This window comes from Mycobacterium sp. smrl_JER01 (assembly GCF_048513595.2).
GTDB lineage: Bacteria > Actinomycetota > Actinomycetes > Mycobacteriales > Mycobacteriaceae > Mycobacterium.
In genome coordinates this window covers 2,772,188-2,795,000 of record NZ_JBLXXK020000001.1, presented here as the reverse complement: position 1 = coordinate 2,795,000, position 22,813 = coordinate 2,772,188, and the positions used below count along the sequence as shown (strand labels likewise).

The window sequence follows — 22,813 nt, the reverse complement described above, 5'->3', positions numbered from 1 at the left end:
ATGACCGTGCTCTCGACATACCGGCTGCAGATGCGGGGACCCGACAGCGGTGCGGCGTTCACTTTCGCCGACGCCGAGGCATTGGTCGACTACTTCGCCGATCTCGGCGTCTCGCACCTCTACCTCTCCCCCATTCTGACTGCCGGCACAGGCTCCAGCCACGGGTACGACGTCACCGACCCGACCGCGATCTCGGCCGAACTCGGCGGGCCGGAAGGCTTCGAACGACTGGTGCGCGCGGCTCGTGACGCCGGTCTGGGCATCATCGTCGACATCGTGCCCAACCATGTCGGGGTCGAAGATCCCGAACAGAACCGGTGGTGGTGGGATCTACTGACCCACGGCCGTGAATCGGCATATGCCGGCTATTTCGACATCGACTGGGACCTGGACCCGCAGGGCCGGATCGTGCTTCCCGTCCTGGGTTCCGACGACGACGTCGCCGATCTGACCGTCGACGGCGACGTCCTGCGACTCGGTGACCGGGCGTGGCCGCTCGCACCCGGCACCGGCGCCGGAACCGGGCCGCAGGTGCACGACCGCCAGCACTACAGATTGATCGGCTGGCGCCACAACGTGTGCGGCTACCGGCGATTCTTCTCCATCACCTCGCTTGCCGGGCTGCGCCAGGAGGACCGCGCGGTTTTCGACGCCACCCATGCCGAGGTGAATCGGTGGTTCGCCGAAGGACTGGTGGACGGTATCCGTATCGACCACCCGGACGGATTGTCGGACCCGACAGGCTATCTCGGGTGGCTGCGCGAGCTCACCGGGCCGCAGGCATGGATCGTGATCGAGAAGATTCTCGCGGTGGACGAAGCGCTGGAGACCAGCCTGCCCGTCGCAGGTACCACCGGCTACGACGCGCTGCGCGAGAACGGCGGGGTGTTCGTCGATCCGACCGGAGCGCCGGCGCTGACCGGGCTCGCCGAATCGGCACCGGCGGACCCGGGCGCGCACGAAGCGCGGCTGTTGAAGGTCCACGCTGTCACCGTGACGCTGGCCAGCGAACTGGCCCGGCTGCGCCGCAGCGTGGTCGCGGCCACCGGTAGAGACCACGACGACCTGCCGGCGGCGATCGCCGCCCTGCTCAGTCACGTCGGCGTCTACCGGTCCGACTACCGTGCGCTCTCTGGCGTGTTACCGATGGCCATCGCCGACACAGCCGCGACAGAACCGCACCTGGCCGCCCCGCTGGCACTGCTGGCCGCGGCGCTGCCTCAGCGTGAGGTGGCGGTGCGGCTGCAGCAGCTGTGCGGGGCGGCCACCGCGAAGTCGATGGAGGACTGCCTGTTCTACCGCGACGCCCGACTGGTATCGCTGAACGAGGTCGGCGGGGAACCGGACCGATTCGGGGTCAGCGCCGCGGAATTCCACGAGCGCGCTTCGGTTCGGGCCGCGTTGTGGCCGGCGGCGATGACGACGCTGACCACCCACGACACCAAACGCGGTGAAGATGTGCGCGCCCGGATCGGGGTGCTCTCGCAGGTCCCGTCGTTGTGGTCGGAGCTGGTGCAGGGCTGGCAACGCAGCACCCCGCCCCCGGATGTGAACACCGCATTGTTCCTGTTGCAGAACGTATTCGGGGTGTGGCCGGCCGACGGCTCGGTGACCGATGAACTGCGCCTGCGCCTGCACGCATACGCCGAGAAGGCCATCCGGGAAGCGGCGCTGCACACCTCGTGGAACGACCCCGACGACACCTTCGAAGCAGCGGTGCACAACTGGCTGGATGCCGTCGTCGACGGCCCGGTGGGGGTGGAGATGAGCGCGTTGGTCGGTCGGCTCGATCAGCACGCCCGCAGCGACTCCCTGGGTCAGAAGCTGCTGGCGTTGACCGCACCCGGAATCCCGGACATCTACCAGGGCACCGAACTCTGGGAGGACAGCCTCGTCGATCCGGACAACCGACGCGCGGTGGACTACCCGGCCAGACGACAGGCCCTGGCCGACGGTGCACACCCCAAGATGGCCGTGGTGCGCACGGCCCTGCGAGTCCGAGGCGAAAGACCCGAGACCTTCCTCTCCGGCGGGTACCGGGCGCTGATCGCCGACGGAGACGCCGCCGAGCACCTGGTGTCGTTCCTACGGGGGGACGACGTGATAGCGGCCGTGAGCCGCTGGACTGTCCGGCTCAGTGAGACTGGTTGGGGAGAAACATCATTGACACTTCCCGAGGGTTCTTGGACCGACCGCCTGTCCGGCGCGGCGCATGCCGGTGCGGTGCGTGCCACCGACCTGTTCGCGACCCTTCCCGTCGCCCTACTGGTGCGTGACGATGCCTGATCACGAATTCGGCGTATGGGCTCCGCTGCCGCAGCGGGTGCAACTCGATGTCGACGGTGCGTTGCACCCGATGACGCGCGGCGACGACGGGTGGTGGCGTGCGGTCGTCGACACCGGACCCGCAGCGCGGTACGGGTTCGTACTCGACGACGACCCCAAGGTGCTGCCCGACCCGCGCTCGCCGCGCCAGCCCGACGGCGTGCACGAACGGTCCCAGTTGTGGCAACCGGCGTCCGAGGTCTGGACCGACAGTGCGTGGCAAGGCCGTTCGATCGAAGGGTCGGTGATCTACGAACTGCATGTGGGCACCTTCACCCCGGACGGCACCTTCGACGCGGCGGTCGAGAAGCTGGACCACCTGGTCGATCTGGGTGTCGACTTCGTCGAGGTGATGCCCGTCAACGCTTTCGGCGGTACGCACGGCTGGGGTTACGACGGCGTGCTGTGGTACGCCGTCCACGAACCCTACGGCGGCCCGGACGGGCTGATCAGGTTCGTCGACGCGTGCCACCGCCGCGGGCTCGGTGTGCTCATCGACGCCGTCTTCAACCATCTCGGACCGTCCGGCAACTATCTGCCGAAGTTCGGCCCCTACCTGTCGACCGGCAGCAATCCGTGGGGCGAATCGATCAACATCGCCGACGCCGGCGCCGATGAGGTGCGGCGCTACATCCTGGACTGCGCGCTGCGCTGGATGCGTGACTTCCACGCCGACGGTCTGCGGCTGGATGCGGTGCACGCCCTGGTCGACACCACTGCGATCCACATCCTCGAAGAACTCTCGGCCGAAACCGACGCACTGGCAGCCGACCTGGGCCGCCCACTGTCGCTGATCGCCGAGAGCGACATGAACGATCCGCGCCTGATCACCCCGCGGGACCGGGGCGGCCTGGGGATGACTGCGCAGTGGGACGACGACATCCACCACGCGATCCACACCGCGGTCTCCGGTGAGCGGCAAGGCTACTACGGTGACTTCGGCTCGCTGGAGGCGTTGTCGGAGACGTTGCGGCACGGCTATTTCCATGCCGGCACGTATTCGTCTTTCCGGCGCCGCAGGCACGGACGGCCACTGGACATCGGCACGATCCCGGCCACCCGACTGCTGGCCTACACCCTGACCCATGACCAGGTGGGCAATCGCGCGATCGGCGACCGCCCGTCGCAGAACCTGAGCACCGGGCAGTTGGCCGTCAAGGCCGCACTGGCCATCGGGTCGCCCTATACGGCAATGCTGTTCATGGGTGAGGAGTGGGCGTCGTCCTCACCGTTCCAGTTCTTCAGTTCACACCCCGAACCCGATCTGGCGCGGGCGACCGCCGAGGGCCGCAAACGTGAGTTCGCCGACCACGGATGGGATGCCGACGAGATTCCCGATCCCCAAGACCCCCAGACGTTCGAACGCTCGAAGTTGAATTGGGACGAGGTCCACACCGGTGAGCATGAACGGCTGCTGCAGTTCTACCGGGGGCTCATCGCGTTGCGCGGCGATCCGGACATGGCCGACCCCTGGCTCGCTCACCTGCTCATCGACTACGACGAAGAGTCGCGCTGGTTCGTGATGCACCGTGGCGCACTGTCGCTGGCGTGCAGCCTGGGCGCCGAGCCGACCGATGTCCCGATCAGCGGTGAGGTCGTGCTGGCATGGGGTGATCCGGTCCCCGGCGACGGCAGCACCCGCGTCGACGGGCATTCGGTCACCATCGTGCGGACCGGCGTCTGACACGCCGCCCGGCAGTGGGTTCGCGCCAGACCTGAAGGCCTCAGCGGTCCGGGTGGTAGGCGATCGCCCCGGAGAATTCCGCAATCGACCCTCCCGCAGCAATTTTCTCTCGCGCCGGTATCTCGGCCTGCTCCTTGCCGCGCAGCAGCGCCCCCAGCCCCCTGGCCTCTGCCGGTGTCAGGAACGCAACGCCGTCGGAGTCGCCGAACACCACATCACCCGGGCGGACCACAGCCCCGCCGATACTGACCGGTACGTTGATCGCACCCTCGATTCCGCCGATCCGGGTGGTCAACGGACTGTAGCCGCGCGAGAACACCGGAAAGTCGTACGCCTGGGTTTCGTCGTGATCGTTGACGGCACCATCGATGACCGCACCCGCGGCCCCGCGGGACTTGGCGGTGAAGGACACCAGTCCGCCGAAACAGGACCGAGTGAGATCACCGGACTGGTCGACCACCAGCACGTCACCTGGCCGCAGATGGTCGACAGCCAGGTGCACCGCAGTCGAATCCAGGTGCGGGATACGCACTGTCACCGCGGTTCCGAGCACCTTGACCGGCCGACGGTTGGGAACCAACCCCAGCGCGAACCCGTGATCACGCAGATGCCCCAGCGTCGAGACGCATACGTCACGGAGCTCGTCGAGGAGACCGGCATCGACCTGCCCAGGCATGTCATTCATCGTGAACAAAGAGATCAACCTTTCCGTTGGTGTTGCCGAGTTACTGCGCCGCCGACATCGACGGCAGGTAGGTGACGACGGCCGGGAACGCGATGAGCAGGGCGACCACGACGAGATCGGCCACGATGAACGGAACGATGCCGCGGAAGACGTTCCCCAGCCCCGCCTCCCGCACCGCACCGGAGTAGACGAACGCGTTCATGCCCACCGGCGGGGTGATCAGCGCCATCTCGGCGACCTTGACGATCAGCACACCCAGCCAGATTCCGTCGAAACCGTAGCCGGTCAGGATCGGGTGCAGCAGCGGCGCGGCGATCAGGATCATCGAGATGCCGTCCAGGAACATGCCCATCGGCAGCAGAATCGCCAGGCACAGCACCAGGACCACATACGGTGGCAGGTCCGCCTCGGTGACCAGGTCGACCAATGACGTGCTTGCTCCGCTGAGCGCCAGAACGTAGGTGAACACGCCGGCTCCGACCATCAGCAGGAAGGTCATCGCCGTCAGGCCGATGGCATCCTTGAGCGAGGCCCCGATCTCACTGAGCCACATCGGCGGCCGGTTGCGCAGCAGCAGGGTGATGAGTGCGGCGAGCGCACCGAAAGATGCCGCCTCGGTAGGTGTTGCGATGCCGAGGTAGATCGTTCCGATCGAGACGGCGAAAATCACCCCGAGGTAGCAGAATCCGAGGATATCGAGACGCCCCGATTCGTTCTGCGGGCTGTCCTGCACCGTGTCGTGTGCGGCTGCAGCATCGACCGTGTCATCGGCGACCGGGTGCGCGCCGGGTGCGGTCACGGTGGCGGAGCCGACAGTCTCCCGGACTCGGCTCCCGGCGCGGCGCCGCTGCCACGCGACCAGCGCCACGATCGTGACCGCGTACACCGCGATGGTGAGCAGGCCGGGACCGATACCGGCGATCAGCAACTGTCCGATGCTCTCTTCGGTGACCACCCCGTACAGGACGAGGACGATCGACGGCGGGATTAGCACGCCCAGGGTGCCGCCCGCGCACACGACGCCGGCCGCCAACCGGATGGTGTACCCGGCCCGTACGATCGCATCCGTCGAGACCCGCGCCATGGTGGCCACCGTGGCGACGCTGGACCCGGTGACGGCCGCGAACAGCCCGGAGCCGGCCAGCGAGGCCAGCGCAGATCCACCGGGTAGTCGCCGCAGGACTGTGGAGGCGAGGTCGAATCCGGCCTGCGCCAACCCTGCTCGCACCGCGAAGACGCCCATCACGATGAACAGCGGGATGATTGTCAGCGAGTACGCGGCTGCGGTCGAGAACGGCTGATTCGCGACGGTACTGACACCGGCTCCCGATCCACGCAGCAGCAGCACCCCGACGAACGCCGAGGCCATCAGGGACAGCCCGACGTGGATGCGGATCGCCAGCAGCGCGAAGAACAGTACGAGAACGACGACGAGGACAAGACCGGCAGTCGTTGTCATTCCGGAACTCCCCTACCCTCGGATCGCAGCGCGACGAATGTGACCCACTCTTTCCACAACGCGACGACGAAGAAGGCGACGAACGAAGCGAGCAGCACCAGCTTCGCGGGCCAGGTGGGCAGCCGCAGAACGTCGTTGGTCGTCTCGCCACGAGCGGTCGCGCTGGTCAGCACCTCGGTCAGACCCCACGTCAGCAGCGCGCCGAGGCCGACGAGCAGTGCCGCACGCAGCACCGAGAGGACCAGCCGCGTGCGTACCCCGAGGCGGCTCTCGATGAGTTCGACGGCGACATGGCGTCCGTCCGCCTCCGCGTTGGCCAGGCCGAGGAACGCAATGGCCACCAACAGCATGGTCGAGATGTCGATGGTCCCGACGATCGAGCGGTCTCGGGCGTTGCGGCTGATCACATCGGCGATGGTCAGCAGGATCAAGGCCAGAAGCAGCACTCCGGCGATCACGCTCAGACCACGAACGATCACCGACAGCGGCCGGGGAAGGGTGCGATCCGGGATCATCGGTCCTGGCCTTCCAGGCACGCGATGAACGGGTCGGCATAGGTTGATCTGGTGGTCTCTTCGGCGATGATCCGGCGGTACTCACTCAGCACCGCTGCGGCGTCATAACCGCGTTCGGTGTACCGCTGGACCCAACGCTCGGCGATACCCGCACGTTCTTTCCATGCCTGGACTTCTGCAGGTGGCAGGGAGGACAGCCGCGCACCGCTGCTCCGAAGATCGGCGCAGGCATCGTTGCCGAGTGCGTCCATCTCTTGCAGACCGTTGGCGATTCCGTTTCGGGAGGCCGCTGAGATCGCCTCCTGGTACTCGGCGGGCATCGATTCGAACAGTTCGGAGTTGATCACCACGATCGACGAGGAGTAGGCGCCGATTCCGGGATCGACCAGATAGGGCGTGGTCGTGGACAGACCGAAGGTCGGCAGGTTGGCAAGCGCGAGCGCGGTGTAGCCGCTGATGACGCCGCGCTCCATCGATTCGTAGATGTCGGTGGCGGTCATGGCGACCGGATTCGCATCGACCGCGAGCAGGGCCTGCGAGGTGAGCCCACCGGACCTGATACTTCGTCCGGCCAGATCCGCGGGCCGGGCGGCGGGCTGCTTGAGCCCGATCAGGTTGATTCCCAGCGGTAATGGGAACAGCAGGCGCACACCTTGCCGGTCGAAGTCGTCGCGGTACGTCTCGTTCTCCGCATAGAGGCGCTCGATGGCCTTCATCTGGACTTCGGGATTGCCGGTCTCGAACGGCAGCTCGATGACAGTGAACATCGACAGATCAGATGCGGCGTAGATCGAGCCGACCTGGGCCAGATCGGCACGACCGTCGAGCGTGGCCTGCACGGATTCGTCTGCGCCGATGAGGCTTTCGGAGTAATGGAACTGCACGCGCACACCGCCGTCGGTGAGCTCCTCGACCTCTTCCGCCCACCGCTGCGCGGTGCGGGACTGGTCCGACGTCGGCGACGAGTACGTCGTGTAGTGCAGGACGTAGTCCCCACTGTGGGCAGCACACCCCGCCAGTGCAGTGGCGCTCAGCACCACCGCAGCCACCGTGGCGCCCACGCGCCGGAACCCGCAGGCCCCCGGGATCACGCCACGTCCCCCGGCCGGACCCGGTAACGACGCAGACTGAGCGCCGGGTTCACGGTGCGGACCGCATCGAGACGACTGCGTTCCAACAGCGCCACACCGACACCTGCGGCCTCACCGAGACCGGCCAGGGGGATTCCCATCGGGTCGAGGATGACGCTGTTGCCCGAACCGGCAGGTGCGATCTGGTCTGCGGCGAGCACGTAGACGGTGTTCTCGATGGCTCGCGCCCGCAGCAGGGTGTTCCAGTGGTACTCCTTGAGCGGGCCGGGCACCCATTCGGCGGGCAGCGCGATCACATCGGCGCCGGCATCGACGAGCGTGCGTGACGTCTCGGGGAAGCGTAGGTCGTAGCAGGTCTGCATTCCGACTCGAAACCCGTTGACTTCCAGCAGTTGTGGAGTGCCCGGATCAGCGGCGATGACACGATCGGACTCTTTGTAGCCGAATGCGTCGTAGAGGTGGACCTTGCGGTAGACCGCGGCGATCTCCCCGTTCTGGATGCCCACCAAGGTGTTGTGGATCCGTCCCGGTTCGGCGGCTTCGTTGACCCCCACGACGACGGTCAAGTCGAGCCCGGCCGACGCCTCGACCAACCTCGAGACCGACGGCCCGTCCAGCGCTTCGGCGGTATCGACGAACCGGTCGTCCATGGTGGGAACGGTGAACACGGCATACTCGGGCAGAACCACCAGCTGGGCGTTTCTCGCAGCGGCCTGTTCGAGCAGGCCGACGATCGCCTCGACGTTTGCGGCCTTGTCGTCGGACGGGGCGAACTGCGCTATCGCAGCGGTCAAACTCATCGGGCACTCCTGACATCGTCGTGGATCTTCTGAAGGTTCTGCAGGGTCGCCAGGGTCGCAGTGAAACCGGACAGCATTGCCGCGTACTGCATGGAGGCGACGATCGTGTGCGCATCCTCTTCCAGCGCCAGCCGCTGCTCGGCCTGACTCCACGCCGGCAGCAGCCAGGGCTTGCCTGCGGCCCGCGCCGCGCGGGCCAGTTGGCGGATATCGGCGAGATCGGCCTCGGTCACCGTGTAGGCGCCCCGGCCACGGCGCAGCGACAGGTCCGAGGGTCCGACGAAGATGCCGTCGACTACGGGTAGGTCCAGGATCTGCTTGACGGTCTCGAACGCCGAGGCATCCTCGATCATGGCGTAGCACTTGGTGTTTCGATCCTGTGCCGTCACCCAGTCATCGCTGAAGCCCCGGTAGTCCGAGGTTCGGCCGCCGGCGAAAGAACGATCGCCCAGCGGCGGGAACTTCGCGAACCCGCAGATCTCGGCCGCGTGGGCAGCAGAGGTGATGTGCGGCACGGCCACCGCATCGGAACCGAAGTCGAGCGCCTGCTGGATGGGTCCCCGCTCCGGTCCGAGCACCTTCGCGATGACCTGCATCCCCTTGGCCCGAATGAACGGGATGATGCTGTCGAGCGCTCGCAGGTCGAACAGCCCGTGCTCGATGTCGAGCACCACGGTGTCGTAGCCGGCAAGCACCCCCATCTCCACAGCCGCCGTCGAGGGCTCGCTCAGCCAGATCGCCACGCGCGGCCGGAGGCGCTCGGGCCGCTCGGAAAGTGATGTCAACAGGACGCCTCTCGTCACGTTACGGAGAACACAACATGTCGACACTTTGTATACATGAAGAATGCACACCGTGTAAATGGTTGAATACTTGGCATGTCCGTCATCGGGCCCCGCGACGTCGCGGGAGCCGTCAAAACGTCAGCCGGCCAGCGCGCCTACGAGTGGATCCGGGACGCGATCCTCAACGGCGAGTTCGCCGAGGGAGAGTTCATCGACGAGGTCGCACTGGCCAACCGGGTGAACACCTCCAGGACGCCGGTGCGGGAAGCACTGCAGCGGCTACAGGTGGAGCGCTACGTCGACCTGGTCCCTCGGCGGGGAGCACAGGTCCGTGTGGTCACGGCCGCCGAGATGCGCGAGATATACCAGGCGCGCCTTCTGCTGGAATCCGACGCGCTGCGCACGATCTGCCAGCGGGAGGCCGGCGTACCAGAGGTCGCCCACCAGCTGGTCGCCGAGATGGAACACGCCGGACAGGCGCGCGACTGGAACAGGTTCGCCCAACTCGACCAGCTGTTCCATTCGGCGATCGTGCGCCATCAACGCAATGCGGTCATCGCCGAACTCTACGACGCACTGCAGCCGCGCCAGGTGCGCCTGGGTACCCGAACCCTCGTGGAGGCGCCTGCCCGACTCACCACGATCGAGCACGAACACCGCGAGCTCATCGATGCCCTGACCCGCAACGACGGCGAGGCCAGCGTGGACGTGCTACGACGGCATCTGCGGGAGATACCGGAGTTGGTCAACGCCTTCGACGGCACGACCCGACGCGTCACCCACCGATAGCAGACCCGCCGGGCGCCCGGCGGCTCAGGTCAGGTACCGGTAGGTCGGCGAACCCGGTTCGAGCAACTCGACGTGGCACTCCGAGGACTCCATCCGCGCCAGCAGCCCCTCCAGGTCCGACGCCGACGCCATCTCGATCCCGACCAGTGCCTCACCGGTCTCCCGGTTGTTGCGCTTGACGTATTCGAACAGCGTGATGTCGTCGTTCGGTCCGAGCACCTCGTCGAGGAACTTGCGCAGCGCCCCCGGCTCCTGCGGAAAGTCGACCAGGAAGTAGTGCTTGAGCCCGAGGTGTACCAACGAACGCTCCAGGACCTCGCCGTAGCGGGACACGTCGTTGTTTCCACCCGAGATCAGGCACACCACCGTCGAGCCGGGCGCGATGTCGGCGTCCAGCAGGGCGGCCACCGACAGCGCACCGGCGGGCTCGGCGATGATGCCCTCGTTCTGGTAGAGGTCGAGCATCGCAGTACAGACCGCACCCTCATCGACGGTCGTGATCGACACCATGTCGCCGGCCGCAGAGAGCGCCTCGAACGGTCTCGCACCGACCCGCGCCACGGCGGCACCGTCGACAAACTGGTCGACCTGCTCCAGCGTCACGGGCTCACCCTTGGCCAACGCGGCCACCAGCGCCGCCGCGCCGGAGGGTTCGACACCGAGCACCGATGTCGTCGCGGTCCGTTCGGCCAGATAGGTGGTGATGCCGCTGATACATCCGCCGCCGCCGACCGGGACCACGACCAGATCCGGTTCGGCGCCGAGCTGATCCAGGATCTCCACGGCGATCGTGCCCTGTCCAGCCATCGTGCGCAGGTCGTCGTAGGGCGGCACCAACGTGGCCCCGCTGCGCGCCACGTCCTGGGCCGCGGCTTGTGCCGCCAGGTCGTAGGTCTTACCCCCGACGATCAACTCGATGAACTCGCCGCCGTGATAGAGGATTCGGTTGCGCTTTTGCTTGGGAGTCTTGGCCGGCACGTACACGCGGCCGCGGATTCCCATCGATCGGCAGGCCAGCGCGAAACCCTGCGCATGGTTGCCCGCAGAGGAGCAGACCACCCCGGCCGACTTCTCCTCATTGCTGAGCTGCATGAGCAGGTTGTAGGCACCGCGTAGCTTGTACGACCGCACCGGCTGCAGGTCCTCGCGTTTGAGGTAGACCTGCGCGCCGGTCAACGCCGACAGCCGGTCGCTGAATTGCAGTGGCGTCGTCGACACCACGCCCGAAATTCGCCGGGCCGCCTCGTCGATGTCCGCGGCACGCAACGGCGCGGCGGGATCGATACGAGGGCTATGGCTCAGCTCTGTGGACACCGGACAATGGTGCCACCGCACCCCGTCACAGGCGAAATGCCGGAATCGGCGCCCCATCGGACGGCTCGGCCAGGGAGGGAAAACGTACCCGCCGCAACCAAGTTTTCGGGTAGCCGAAATCTAAGATGAGAGCTATCGTGGTCGGATGACGACCGCCGAACAGTTCCGGGCCGCCGTGGCTTCGCCGGCCGGCTCGATTTCGGTAGCCGGTGTGCCGTGGCCCACCTACAAGGTGGTCTCCCTGCTGGCCGGATTGTTCGTGTTCCTCGTGGTCGGTGCCGCCACGCTGTCCGCCGGGTCAGCAGTGCTCAGCGGTGCCGGCGTGGCCATCCTGGCGTGGTGGGGCCTCAGGATCCTGCACGCTGTGCGTCGCTGACCACCCGCGGCCATCCAGTCAGCGCACCGATCGGATCACCTCAGTCTGATTGAACGTCCAGCGCTGGACCGTTCGGAAGCCCGCGGGAACTCCCCGATCTCGATCGGTCACCGTCCACAGCACCCCGCATGTTCGCAGCTCGTCGGCCCACGCCCGGGCCGGAACCCGCTCGCCGAACAGCTCCCCGCGCTGCGCCGCACCCGGCGCGCGACCCCCGTCCCGCAATCCGTCCCGATGCCGGGCACGTGCTCCCTCGAGCGCATCGGACAGCGACGGCGGTGCGGCGTCGTCGATGATCAGACAGTCACCGGGCGCCCCCTCGGACGAGAGCACGTCAGCCACCTGGCTGTAGTCCGATCCGAATTTGGCGTAGACGCCGCGCTGAGCCACGTAGTTCGGCAGCGCGCAGACCGCGATCAGCACCAGCAGGGCCACCGTCGGTCGGGTGTCTCGGGCCACGATCACCACGGCGACGCCCACCAGCAGCGCCACACCGGGGGCGGTGAACGACAGGTAATGGGGTTGATACACGGGTCGTGCGGCCACGGAGTACCCGATCAGCACCACGGTCGGCGCCACTGTCCACACCGCCGCGGTGCACACCAGCGGTCGCGGGCTGGTACCGAGAACTGTCGCGGCCCGCGCGCGCATCCGCACAGCGAGCCCGGCCACCACCATGACCACGACCATCAGCGGGGCCACCCGGGCCCACGCCCAGACCGCCACCGCGAGTTGCTCGCCGGTGAACTGCTCTTGGTCCGGACCGACGGCGCGTAGCCCGTCTGAATAGACCGACGGGAAATACTGTTCGCCGAAGAACTGGCCGAGCGTCACCGCACTGACGGGCCAGATCCAGCCGATCTGCCCCTGCTGGGCGACAATCAGCACCAGCAACGGCGAGAGGGCAACCACCGCGGCACCGGTGGCGATCGCCCACCTCACCACCACCGGCCGCGGGGCGGCGAGCACCACAAGCACGACCGCGTGTGCGGCGAGGACGAGCAGCACCACGATGTTGAGCGCGGCCGTGACAGCCAGCGCCGCGGTGTACCCGACCCAGAAACGGGTTCGGTCCCGGCGCACGGCGACGATGAGCAGCACCGTCGACCACACCGCGCACGCCATGGTCAGGGCATACGGGCGGGCCTCGATCCCCGCCAGCGTGGTGCGGGGTAGCACAGCGAACACGACACCGGCGGCGACGCCCACCGACCGCGCACACAGCAGGCGGCCGAGCACCACCACGCCCGAGCCTGCGACACCGACCGCCAGCGCGCTGGGCAGCCGGGCCCAGAACTCGGTGACCGGGACGACCGAAAACCACCCGTGCATGAACAGGTAGTACAGCCCGTGCACCGCGTCGAGGTTCTGCACGAGTGCCCACAACTCACCCAGCGATCGCGTGGACGCCGACAGGGTCGCGGCTTCGTCCACCCACAGCGAGGGCCGGCCCGCGGCGGCGCCGCTGATGACCGCGGCCGTCAGACCGAGCAGTGCGGCGTCGGCTCGATCGCTGCGCCCGAGCCACCGCCCCACACCGGTCAGCCGCCGAGGCAGCCGGGCCCCAACAGCTCCTTGAGGTCGCCCATCAACGCCGACGACGGAGTGACCCGCAATGACTGGTCCAGCTCCAGCGTGGTGATACGTTCACCGCTGATCAGTCGGAGATGAACCTGGGCCGTGCCGGGGTGGCGGGCCAACACCTGTTTGAGCGCGGACACCTTGTCGATGGTGCACTGCCGCGTCGGCAGACTCACCGCAACCGGCCTGTTGACCTGCGCGCTGGAGAAGTCCGGAACGATCAGCTCATTGGCGATCAGCGAGATGCGGTCGTCCCTGATCGCCACCTTCGCACCGACCAGCACGACGACGTCGTCGGCGATCTCGGCGCCGAACATCGAATACGTCTGCGGGAAGAACAGCACCTCGATACCGCCGGTGAGGTCCTCGATCTGAGCCGACGCCCAGGGCAGACCGTTCTTGTTCACCCGGCGGTTGACCGACGCAAGAATGCCTCCGACGCGAACCTGGGTGTCGTTGGAGACGTCACCGTCGAGGATGGCCGGGATCTGGGTGTCGACCTGCGCGGCGAGCAGATGCGCAATCCCGTTGAGCGGGTGACCCGATACGTAGAGCCCGAGCATCTCCCGCTCCAGCGCGAGCTTGTGTTTGTCCTCCCACTCCTCGTCGGGCACCTTGATGGTGAACACCGACTCCCCCGAGTCCGCGTCCGACCCGTCGCCCCCGCCGAACAGATCGAACTGTCCCATCGCCTCGGCCTTCTTGGTGCCCAGCACCGAGTCCACGGCATCGGTATGCACCAGGAACAGGCCCTTTCGGGGATGCCCCAGCGAGTCGAAAGCACCCGCCTTGATCAACGATTCCGTCACCTTCTTGGTGCAGGCCGCGATGTCGATCTTGTTGAGGTAGTCCGAAAAGTCGGTGTACTTGCCCTTCTCGGTGCGCGTGCGCACCACCGAGGAGACGACGTTGGCGCCGACGTTGCGCACTGCGCCCAACCCGAAACGGATGTCGTTGCCCACCGAGGCGAAGTTCTGCACCGACTCGTTGACATCGGGTGGCAGCACCGTGATGCCGAGCCTGCGGCAGTCGGCGAGATAGACCGCGGCCTTGTCCTTGTCGTCTCCGACGGAGGTGAGCAACCCGGCCATGTACTCGGCCGGGTAGTTGGCCTTCAGATAGGCCGTCCAATAGGAGACCAGACCATAGCCGGCAGCATGGGACTTGTTGAACGCATATCCGGCGAACGGAAGGATGGTGTCCCACAGGGCTTTCACCGCGCCTTCGGAGAACCCGTTGGCGGTCATGCCCTCGCGGAAGCCCTTGTACTCGGCCTCCAGCACCTCGAGCTTCTTCTTACCCATCGCCTTGCGCAGCGCGTCGGCCTTGCCCATCGTGTAGGAGGCGACCTTCTGGGCGATGAACATGATCTGCTCTTGGTAGACGATCAGACCGTAGGTCTCGGAGAGGATCTCCTTGAGCGGTTCCTCAAGCTCGGGATGAATCGGTGTGATCGGCTGGCGCCCGTTCTTGCGGTCGGCATAGTCGTTGTGGGCGTTCATGCCCATGGGACCCGGCCGGTACAGCGCGAGCACCGCCACGATGTCGTTGAATTCGGTGGGCTGCATACGGCGCAGCAGATCGCGCATCGGCCCGCCATCGAGTTGGAAGACCCCGAGCGTGTCGCCGCGGCCGAGCAGTTCGTAGGCCTTGGGGTCGTCGAGTGCCAGCGACTCCAGATCCAGGTCGACGCCGCGGTTGGCCTTGATGTTCTCGATGCAGTCGCCGATGATCGTCAGGTTCCGCAGACCCAGAAAGTCCATCTTCAGCAGGCCGATGGCCTCGCATGAGGGATAGTCCCAGCCGGTGATGACCGCGCCGTCCTGCGGGCGCCGCCACAACGGGATCGCATCGATGAGCGGCTCGGAGCTCATGATCACCGCGCACGCGTGCACACCGGCATTGCGGACCAGACCCTCGAGACCGCGCGCGGTCTCGTAGATGGTGCGAACATCCGGATCGGTGTCGATCAGGCTGCGGACCTCGGCGGCCTCCTTGTAGCGCTCATGGTTCGGGTCGGTGATGCCCGAGAGCGGGATGTCCTTGGCCATGATCGGCGGCGGCAGCGCCTTGGTGATCCGGTCGGCGATCGCGAACCCGGGCTGTCCGTAGTTCACGCGTGCCGAATCCTTCAGCGCCGCCTTGGTTTTGATGGTGCCGAAGGTGATGACCTGGGCGACGCGATCGCTACCCCACTTGTTGGCCGCGTAGCGCAGCATCTCGCCGCGACGACGGTCGTCGAAGTCGATGTCGATGTCGGGTGCCGACGGGCGTTCCGGGTTGAGGAAGCGCTCGAAGAGCAGACCGTGCGGGATCGGGTCGATGTTGGTGATGCCGAGTGCATACGCGACCAGCGAACCTGCCGCCGAACCACGGCCGGGTCCGACCCGGATGTCCACCGACTTCGCATAGTTGATCAGGTCGGCCACGATCAGGAAGTACGACGGGAAGCCCTTGTCGCAGATGACCTTGATCTCGTATTCGGCGCGGTCGACGTACTGCGTGGGCACCGCGCCCCCGGGCATGTTCGAGCAACGTCGTTGCAGCCCGGCCATCACCTCGTGATGGAGCCAGGATGCCTGGTCGTGACCCGCGGGCACGGGGAAGATCGGCATCCGGTCGCGCGGGGCCCACACCTCGGCATAGGACTGCACCCGCTCGGCGATCAGCAGTGTCGAGTCACACGCGCCCGGCACCTGGTCGTCCCACAGGGCGCGCATCTCGGCGGCGGACTTGAGGAAGTAGCCGTCACCGTCGAACTTGAACCTGGTCGGGTCCGACAACGTCTTGCCGGTCTGCACGCACAGCAGCGCCTCATGGTTGCGCGACGCCTCGCGGGTGACGTAGTGGCAGTCGTTGGTCGCCAGCGGCGGGACCCCGAGCTTCTGGCCGATCTCCAGCAGGCCGTCGCGTACCCGTCGCTCGATTTCCAGACCGTGGTCCATCAGCTCGAGGAAGAAGTTCTGCGGACCGAAGATCTCCCGCCATTTGGCGGCGGCCTCGAGGGCTTCCTGGCGGTGCCCCAGCCGCAGCCGGGTCTGCACCTCCCCCGACGGGCACCCGGTGGTCGCGATGATTCCCTCGGCGTGTTCGGCGATGATCTCGGCGTCCATGCGCGACCACTTGCCGAGCTGACCTTCGAACGATGCCAGCGAGGACAGCTTGAACAGGTTGCGCAGTCCGGTGGCGTTCTCGGCCACCATCGTCATGTGGGTGTACGAGCCGCTGCCCGAGACGTCGTCGCTCTTCTGGCTGGGATCCCCCCACAGCACGCGCTTGGTGTCGAACCTCGACGCCGGGGCGATATAGGCCTCGACACCGATGATCGGCTTGATGCCTGCGTCGGTGGCGGCGTTGTAGAACTCGCTGGCGCCGAACATGTTCCCGTGATCGGTCATGCCGATGGCCGGCATCTCCAGGCGCTGGGCCTCGGCCAGCATCGGCTGGACCTTCGCGGCGCCGTCGAGCATCGAGTACTCGGTGTGATTGTGAAGATGCACGAATGACTCGCTCATAGGCAAGCCAGTCTAAGTCCGCCCGCCGACAGCTCCCGGCGTGTCGGGCTGCGTGTCTCGCGTTCGGCGGCTCACACGTCGGCAGGTGCCCGCACCGGCGATCCCAGCAACCCACGGTCGAGCAGCCGCATCAATTGCCTGGCAATCTCGGCCGCGTCCCCGACGCGCTCCTCGTGCCCGGCATCCCGGCCGGCGCCGACGAAACCCACGTGAAAACCGAATCCCCAGAACAGTGCAGCGAGCATGTCGGCCACCACGTGCGCCTCGGTGTCAGCGGCCAGTTCCCCGCGCCGGATCGCGTCCACCACCACAGCGTCGTAGAACGCGTGCACCGTGGCCACCACGGCGACGGCCGCCTCGTGCCGGTGCGCGCCGCGGTGATGGTCGATGCGCGCGGTGACGATCACCTTCATCAGATTCGGCTCGGCCGTCCCCAGCCGGTGCATCTCGGCCATGAAGGCCGCCAACTGTCGACGCAGGGAGCAGTGGCGCATCGCCTCGGCGATGCAGCGCTCGACCTGGAACCGGATGTCGTCGAGCAGCTTCGCGTACAACTCCTCGCGGCTGGCGTAGTAGTAGTGCAGGGTCGGCCTGCTCACCCCCGCCCGGACGGCGATCTGCTGGTAGGTCGCCGCGTGGTAGCCACGTTCGGCGATCAGATCGCGGGCCGCACCCATGATGGTGCGGCGGGTCGCCGCGGAGTCGGCCCCTACCGGACGCCCGCGCCGGCGCAGCGCCGAGGTATCGGGGGCCAGCGAAGTGTCGTTCTCCACGAGCAAACGCTAGGGCATAGCTGCGGGCCGGTCAACGACAACGAGCGCAAAGATCAGGTGGAGGCGGGCTGCACGGTCCGGCGTTCTGCCCGCGCTCGCCGCAGCGCATCAGTGGTGAATACCAGCAGTGCCAGCCAGATCAGCGCGAAACCAACCCATCGCAGCGGCGGCATCGGCTCGTTGCCGACGAGCACGCCCCAGGACATCTGCATGACGGGAGTCATGTAGAACAGCAACCCGAGCGTGATCAGTGCCAACCGCTGCGCGGCGGCGGCGAAGAGCAGCAGGGGCAGCGCGGTCAGCACACCCGACAGGACCAGCAGGGCGACGTGCCCGCCACCGTGTCCGGTGAGCGTGCCGCCGCCGGTCGCCTGCAGTACCGCAAGGAAACCGATCGCGAACGGCGCCGCGATCGCCGCCTCGATGCCGACGCTGACACGGGGATCGGTGTGCACCGACTTCTTGACCGCGCCATAGAGGCCGAACGAGAAGGCCAGGCCGAGTCCGACCACCGGCGGCTGTCCCAATTGCACCGTCAGGATCAGCACCGCGGCGACCGCGATCCCCAGGGCAGCGGCCTGCCAGCGGTTGAGCTTCTCGCGGAAGATGAGCACACCCAGTGCGATCGACACCAGGGGGTTGATGAAATAGCCCAGCGCGGCGTCCACGACGTGCCCGTTGTTCACGGCGTAGACATAGATCAGCCAGTTCACCGAGATCAACCCGGCCGCGGCGACCAGCAACAACCAGGTGCGCCGGTCGATCCTGCGGATATCGCCGAGTCGCCGTACCGCCGCGACCACCAGGACCATCAGCGCGAAGCTCCAGATGATGCGGTGGGCAAGAACTTCGACCGCGCCCGCCGGCTTCAGTAACGGGAAGAACGCCGGGAACAGGCCCCACATCAGATAGGCGCCGGCGCCGTAGAGCAGCCCCGATCTCACTGAGGGCGACGCAGCACGTCGAGCGCGTGCTGCAGATCGGCCGGGTACGGGCTGGTGATCTCGACCCGCCTGCCGTCGGCTGGGTGCGCGAAGGCCAGCGACCGGGCGTGCAACCACTGCCGTTCCAGCCCGAGTCGTTTCGCCAGCTTGGGGTCCGCGCCGTAGGTCAGGTCACCGCAGCAGGGATGGTGCAGCGCCGCGAAGTGCACCCGAATCTGATGGGTGCGTCCGGTCTCGAGCTCGATGTCGAGCAGACTCGCCGCCTGGTGCGCCTCCAGCGTGTCGTAGTGCGTGACACTGTGCCGGCCGCCCTCGACGACCGCGAACTTCCAGTCATGTCCGCGGTGCCGACCGATGGGGGCGTCGATGGTGCCGCTGGACGGGTCCGGATGACCCTGGACGAGGGCGTGGTAGCGCTTCTCGACCGTGCGCTGTTTGAACGCCCGCTTGAGCACGGTGTATGCCCGCTCGGACAGCGCCACCACCATCACTCCGGAGGTACCGACGTCGAGCCGGTGCACGATGCCCTGGCGTTCGTGGATACCCGACGTGCTGATCCGAAAGCCGGCGGCCGCCAGACCCCCGAGCACCGTCGGTCCGTGCCAACCGACAGTGGCGTGCGCCGCGACACCGGGAGGTTTGTCGACCGCGACGATGTCGTCATCGGAGTACAGGATCGCCATACCCTCGATGTCGACCGGGGTGTTCTCCACCGGCGCCGGCGCTTCGGGCAGCCGCACCTCAAGCCACGCGCCGGCGTTCAACTTGTCCGACTTGGCCGCCCGCGCGCCGTCCAGCTCGACCCCGCCCTGCTCGGCGATCGCAGCGGCGGCCGTCCGCGACAGGCCCAGCAGTCGGGCCAGCCCGGCGTCCACCCGCATTCCCGCCAGCCCCTCGGGCACGGGCATCGACCGCGTCGTCATCCGTTCCCGGAATCCTCGCCGCCGTCCGGCCGCCGCCTCCCGACGGAATCAAAATCGAACCCGAACAGCGACAGCGCGACCAGCAGGATGGCACCGCCGACCACCGCGGGATCGGCCACATTGAACACCGGCCACCAGCCGATGGACAGGAAGTCGACGACGTGGCCGCGCAGTGGGCCCGGTGAACGGAAGAAGCGGTCGACCAGGTTGCCCATCGCCCCACCCAGGATCAGACCCAACCCCAGCGCCCACCAGGGCGACACCAGTCGCCGGCCCATCCAGATGATGCCGAACACCACACCGGTAGCCACCAGCGTCAAGACCCAGGTGTAGCCGGTGGCCATCGAGAATGCGGCCCCGGAGTTGCGCACCAAAGTCCACGTCACGGTGTCGCCGATGATGGACACCGGCTGACCCGGCGTCAGCAGCCGGACCGCGATCACCTTGGTGACGATGTCCAGAACGAGCACCACCCCCGCGACGGTGAGCAGCAGGCGGAGCCGACGCGGCACCGACGGCGAGGTCGGCTCGATACCGGCCGCACGGTCCGGCCCGGCCGCAGACTCGGCCGGGCTCGACGATTCATCTGTCACGCCCCCATCATCGCAAAGAGCCGGTGCGCAAGAATTCCACCCATGGGTCGCCTGGTTGTCATCGCCACCGGAGGCACGATCTCGACACACACCGGCGCCGACGGGGTGAAGCGCCCGGCGAGCTCGGGCGCGGACCTGACCGACGGCCTCGACGTCGACCTCGGCGTCGACCTCGACCTCGACGTCGTCGACGTCCTCGCTACGGACAGCTCGCTGCTCACCCCGCCCGACTGGGACCGGATCGGGGACGCGCTGCGCGATGCGGCCGCTTCGGGGACCGACGGCATCGTCGTCACCCATGGCACCGACACGATGGAGGAGACCGCCCTCTGGTTGGAGCTCACCTACGACGGAACGGTCCCCGTGGTGATGACCGGCGCCCAGCGCAGCGCCGACGCTCCCGACCCCGACGGTCCTGCCAACCTGCGCGCGGCACTGACGTTCGCCGCCCGTCCGGGCTCGCGCGGACTCGGCGTGGTGGTGAGCTTCGCCGGTACCGTGTTCGCGGCGCTCGGGCTGCACAAGGTGGCCACCACGGATCTGCAAAGCTTCGCCGGACGCGTCGTCGACCACGCAAAGCCCCGGCCCTTCCTCGGGCCGCTGCGCGCCGCCGACGCGCCGCGGGTGGACATCGTCGTCGCCTACCCCGGCGCCGACACCGTGGCGCTCGACGCCTGCGTGGCGGCCGGAGCGCAGGGCATCGTGCTGGAGGGGCTCGGTTCGGGCAACGCCGGTGCCGCACTGATCGACGGCGTTCGCCGGCACTGCCGCGCTGGTGTCGCGGTCGCCGTGTCCACGCGTGTACCCGGCGGAGAGGTCAGCCCCGGTTACGGTCCCGGGCGCGAGCTCCTCGACGCCGGGGCGTTGGTGGCTCCCCGAGTACGGCCGCCCCAGGCCCGGGTGCTGCTGATGGCGGCGCTCACTGCCGGGGTCGCTCCGCAGCAGGTGTTCGCACGCTGGGGCTGACCGGGTTGGCTACGAGGCGTTCTGGTTAGCGACATGTTCGACGAATTCCGGCCAGTCCAGGCTGTCGACCGGGTTCGCCTTGCTCAGGGCAGAGTCCTCGGCGCGGAACGTCTGCGCGGGACCGGGCCCGCTGCTTCGAGTCTCGAAGCGCACGGTGAGCACACCGTGCCCGGCGCCCTGCACCCAACCGTGACCGAGATCGGTGTGCACGACATCGTCACCGACGCGCCACGCCGGTGACGGCGAGACCGGGTCCGCGGACGGCGCCGATGGGCCGCCGCCGGACCCCTCCTCGGTGGCGATCAGCCCGAGGTCGGGAAACAACGAATCCTGCTGGACCTCCGACAACCCGGAGAATCCCACCCCGACAAGGCGAATGGGTCCGATGTCCACCGGATCGAGCATCAGCCGGCGCGCGGTGGCGATCAGGGTTCCCGCGTCTGTGGTGGCGTAGGGCAAGGTGGCCGACCGCGTCAGGATGCTCATATCGGACTTCCTCAGCTTCACCGTGACGGTGCGTGCGCCGCGGCCGTCCTTGAGCAGTCGCCGGTGGGCGTGCTCACCGATCGGCCCGGCCGCGTCGACGAGCTGCGCCATCGTGGTCAGGTCCGTGGCGAACGTCGACTCCGCGCTGATCTGCTTGGCGGGCGCGTTCTCGGCGACCGGCCGGTCGTCGATGCCGCGGGCGAGTCGGTGCAGGGCGGGTCCGACTGTCGGCCCCAGGATGTTGGCCACCTCGACGTCGGTGAGCGCGGCGAACTCGCCGATGGTCTCGATGCCGAGCCGGTGCAACTTCTCCTCGGCCACCGGGCCGATACCCCACAACCGGCGCACCGGCAGGCCGTCGAGCAGCGCCCGCTCCTGATCGCGGGCCACCACCGTGACACCGTCCGGCTTGGCCAGACCCGACGCGATCTTGGCCAGCTGCTTACCGGACCCGGCTCCGACCGAGGCGGTCAACCCGGTCGTCGCGGCAACCTCGGCGCGCAGCTGTTCACAGAACCCGGCCACCTCGGCCGGCGCGGCGCCGACCAACTCGGCGGGCTCACCGAACGCCTCATCGAACGACAGCTGTTCGAGCACAGGAACTTTCGCACGGACCGTCTCGAAGACCCGGCGGCTGGCCAGCCCGTAGACGACGCCGCGGGGCGGCAGGACGACCGCCGCGGCACCGACGAGCCGGCGCGCCTGATGCATCGGCATCGCCGAGCGGGCACCGAACACCCGGGCTTCATAGCTGGCACCGGCCACCACGCCGCGCCCGCCCAGGCCGCCGACCAACACCGGACGCCCACGCAGCGTCGGCCGGGTCAGCTGCTCCACAGATGCGAAGAACGCATCCATGTCCAGGTGCAGGACCCATCGGGCGGCCACATCCCGAGATGCTAGGCGCTAGCGTTGCCTGCGTGTCTGATGTCCCGATCCGCGACGAGTCGATCCGCCTGGGCCAGTTCCTCAAGCTCGCCGATCTGATCGATACCGGTGCCGACGCCAAATCGCTCATCGCCGACGGGCTGGTCACCGTGAACGGCGATGTCGAACTGCGACGGGGCAGGCAGCTGCGCCCCGGCGATGTCGTCGTGGCCGCCGGGCGCTCCGCCCGTGTGGTCGCCGAGGCCGAGTCCCCCATTGATCCCGAGGGTTAGCTCGGGAGCGCCCGGGACGCGCGAAGGTGCACCCACGGTTGCACCCAAC

20 protein-coding genes are annotated in these 22,813 nt (G+C 67.6%); 6 read left to right on the top strand and 14 right to left on the bottom strand.

Annotated features, from left to right (window positions below; genetic code table 11):
* Together treY and treZ are read left to right on the top strand one after the other, a co-directional pair.
* The gene (gene treY, locus ACNUDN_RS13225) at positions 1-2,286 is read left to right on the top strand and encodes a malto-oligosyltrehalose synthase (protein ID WP_419122369.1); all 2,286 of its coding nucleotides are present in this window, start codon (positions 1-3) and stop codon (positions 2,284-2,286) included.
* Positions 2,279-4,009, top strand: coding sequence for a malto-oligosyltrehalose trehalohydrolase (gene treZ / locus ACNUDN_RS13220; RefSeq protein WP_419122368.1), 1,731 nt, complete (start codon positions 2,279-2,281; stop codon positions 4,007-4,009). The genes treY and treZ overlap by 8 nt, the downstream gene beginning before the upstream one ends.
* Positions 4,010-4,049: 40 nt before the next feature.
* On the opposite strand, the gene ACNUDN_RS13215 is transcribed toward treZ, so the two are convergent.
* The 6 genes from ACNUDN_RS13215 to ACNUDN_RS13190 are packed head-to-tail and all read right to left on the bottom strand — an operon-like array spanning position 4,050 to position 9,362.
* The gene (locus ACNUDN_RS13215) at positions 4,050-4,685 is read right to left on the bottom strand and encodes an RraA family protein (RefSeq protein WP_419122367.1); all 636 of its coding nucleotides are present in this window, start codon (positions 4,683-4,685) and stop codon (positions 4,050-4,052) included.
* A 49-nt stretch (positions 4,686-4,734) separates the two neighbouring features.
* On the bottom strand, positions 4,735-6,153 hold the full coding sequence (locus ACNUDN_RS13210) for a TRAP transporter large permease (protein ID WP_419122366.1): 1,419 nt from the start codon (positions 6,151-6,153) through the stop codon (positions 4,735-4,737).
* Positions 6,150-6,668, bottom strand: coding sequence for a TRAP transporter small permease subunit (locus tag ACNUDN_RS13205; protein WP_419122365.1), 519 nt, complete (start codon positions 6,666-6,668; stop codon positions 6,150-6,152). Before ACNUDN_RS13205 ends, ACNUDN_RS13210 begins: the two co-directional genes overlap by 4 nt.
* Positions 6,665-7,729, bottom strand: coding sequence for a C4-dicarboxylate TRAP transporter substrate-binding protein (locus ACNUDN_RS13200; RefSeq protein ID WP_419122364.1), 1,065 nt, complete (start codon positions 7,727-7,729; stop codon positions 6,665-6,667). Before ACNUDN_RS13200 ends, ACNUDN_RS13205 begins: the two co-directional genes overlap by 4 nt.
* A gap of 26 nt (positions 7,730-7,755) precedes the next feature.
* The gene (locus ACNUDN_RS13195) at positions 7,756-8,559 is read right to left on the bottom strand and encodes a carbon-nitrogen hydrolase family protein (RefSeq protein WP_419122363.1); all 804 of its coding nucleotides are present in this window, start codon (positions 8,557-8,559) and stop codon (positions 7,756-7,758) included.
* Positions 8,556-9,362, bottom strand: a complete 807-nt coding sequence (locus tag ACNUDN_RS13190) for an HpcH/HpaI aldolase family protein (protein WP_419122362.1) — start codon at positions 9,360-9,362, stop codon at positions 8,556-8,558. The genes ACNUDN_RS13195 and ACNUDN_RS13190 overlap by 4 nt, the downstream gene beginning before the upstream one ends.
* Before the next feature lie 75 nt (positions 9,363-9,437).
* On the opposite strand from ACNUDN_RS13190, the gene ACNUDN_RS13185 reads away from it, so the two are divergent.
* Positions 9,438-10,133: a GntR family transcriptional regulator gene (locus ACNUDN_RS13185; RefSeq protein WP_419122361.1), complete on the top strand. Its 696-nt coding sequence runs from the start codon at positions 9,438-9,440 to the stop codon at positions 10,131-10,133.
* Positions 10,134-10,157: 24 nt separating this feature from the next.
* Here the strand turns inward: ACNUDN_RS13185 and ilvA are convergent, their stop codons facing one another.
* Positions 10,158-11,447, bottom strand: a complete 1,290-nt coding sequence (gene ilvA, locus ACNUDN_RS13180; protein ID WP_419122360.1) for a threonine ammonia-lyase IlvA — start codon at positions 11,445-11,447, stop codon at positions 10,158-10,160.
* Between the two features lie 145 nt (positions 11,448-11,592).
* Here ilvA and ACNUDN_RS13175 point away from each other — a divergent pair, with 145 nt between their 5' ends.
* Entirely contained in the window at positions 11,593-11,823 is a 231-nt protein-coding gene (locus tag ACNUDN_RS13175) for a hypothetical protein (RefSeq protein ID WP_419122359.1), read from the top strand.
* Positions 11,824-11,841: 18 nt separating this feature from the next.
* Here the strand turns inward: ACNUDN_RS13175 and ACNUDN_RS13170 are convergent, their stop codons facing one another.
* The 6 genes from ACNUDN_RS13170 to lspA form a co-directional block, all read right to left on the bottom strand.
* The gene (locus ACNUDN_RS13170; RefSeq protein ID WP_419122358.1) at positions 11,842-13,359 is read right to left on the bottom strand and encodes a glycosyltransferase family 39 protein; all 1,518 of its coding nucleotides are present in this window, start codon (positions 13,357-13,359) and stop codon (positions 11,842-11,844) included.
* Between the two features lie 5 nt (positions 13,360-13,364).
* On the bottom strand, positions 13,365-16,919 hold the full coding sequence (dnaE, locus tag ACNUDN_RS13165) for a DNA polymerase III subunit alpha (RefSeq protein WP_419122357.1): 3,555 nt from the start codon (positions 16,917-16,919) through the stop codon (positions 13,365-13,367).
* A 71-nt stretch (positions 16,920-16,990) separates the two neighbouring features.
* A complete protein-coding gene (locus tag ACNUDN_RS13160) occupies positions 16,991-17,692 on the bottom strand; it encodes a TetR/AcrR family transcriptional regulator (RefSeq protein WP_419122356.1) in 702 nt (233 codons plus the stop codon).
* Between the two features lie 53 nt (positions 17,693-17,745).
* Positions 17,746-18,636, bottom strand: coding sequence for an EamA family transporter RarD (gene rarD, locus ACNUDN_RS13155; protein ID WP_419122355.1), 891 nt, complete (start codon positions 18,634-18,636; stop codon positions 17,746-17,748).
* The gene (locus ACNUDN_RS13150) at positions 18,633-19,559 is read right to left on the bottom strand and encodes an RluA family pseudouridine synthase (RefSeq protein ID WP_419122354.1); all 927 of its coding nucleotides are present in this window, start codon (positions 19,557-19,559) and stop codon (positions 18,633-18,635) included. The genes rarD and ACNUDN_RS13150 overlap by 4 nt, the downstream gene beginning before the upstream one ends.
* Positions 19,556-20,152 carry a signal peptidase II gene (gene lspA / locus ACNUDN_RS13145; RefSeq protein ID WP_419122353.1) on the bottom strand — a complete coding sequence of 199 codons (597 nt, stop codon included), beginning with the start codon at positions 20,150-20,152 and terminating at the stop codon, positions 19,556-19,558. Before lspA ends, ACNUDN_RS13150 begins: the two co-directional genes overlap by 4 nt.
* A 42-nt stretch (positions 20,153-20,194) precedes the next feature.
* Between lspA and ACNUDN_RS13140 the strand changes: the two genes are divergently transcribed.
* On the top strand, positions 20,195-21,118 hold the full coding sequence (locus ACNUDN_RS13140) for an asparaginase (protein WP_419122352.1): 924 nt from the start codon (positions 20,195-20,197) through the stop codon (positions 21,116-21,118).
* A gap of 9 nt (positions 21,119-21,127) precedes the next feature.
* On the opposite strand, the gene ACNUDN_RS13135 is transcribed toward ACNUDN_RS13140, so the two are convergent.
* Positions 21,128-22,492: a DNA polymerase IV gene (locus ACNUDN_RS13135; protein ID WP_419122351.1), complete on the bottom strand. Its 1,365-nt coding sequence runs from the start codon at positions 22,490-22,492 to the stop codon at positions 21,128-21,130.
* A gap of 8 nt (positions 22,493-22,500) precedes the next feature.
* On the opposite strand from ACNUDN_RS13135, the gene ACNUDN_RS13130 reads away from it, so the two are divergent.
* Positions 22,501-22,764 (top strand): RNA-binding S4 domain-containing protein, encoded by a 264-nt coding sequence (locus tag ACNUDN_RS13130; protein ID WP_419122350.1) that lies wholly within the window; start codon positions 22,501-22,503, stop codon positions 22,762-22,764.
* The last annotated feature ends 49 nt before the right edge of the window (positions 22,765-22,813 follow it).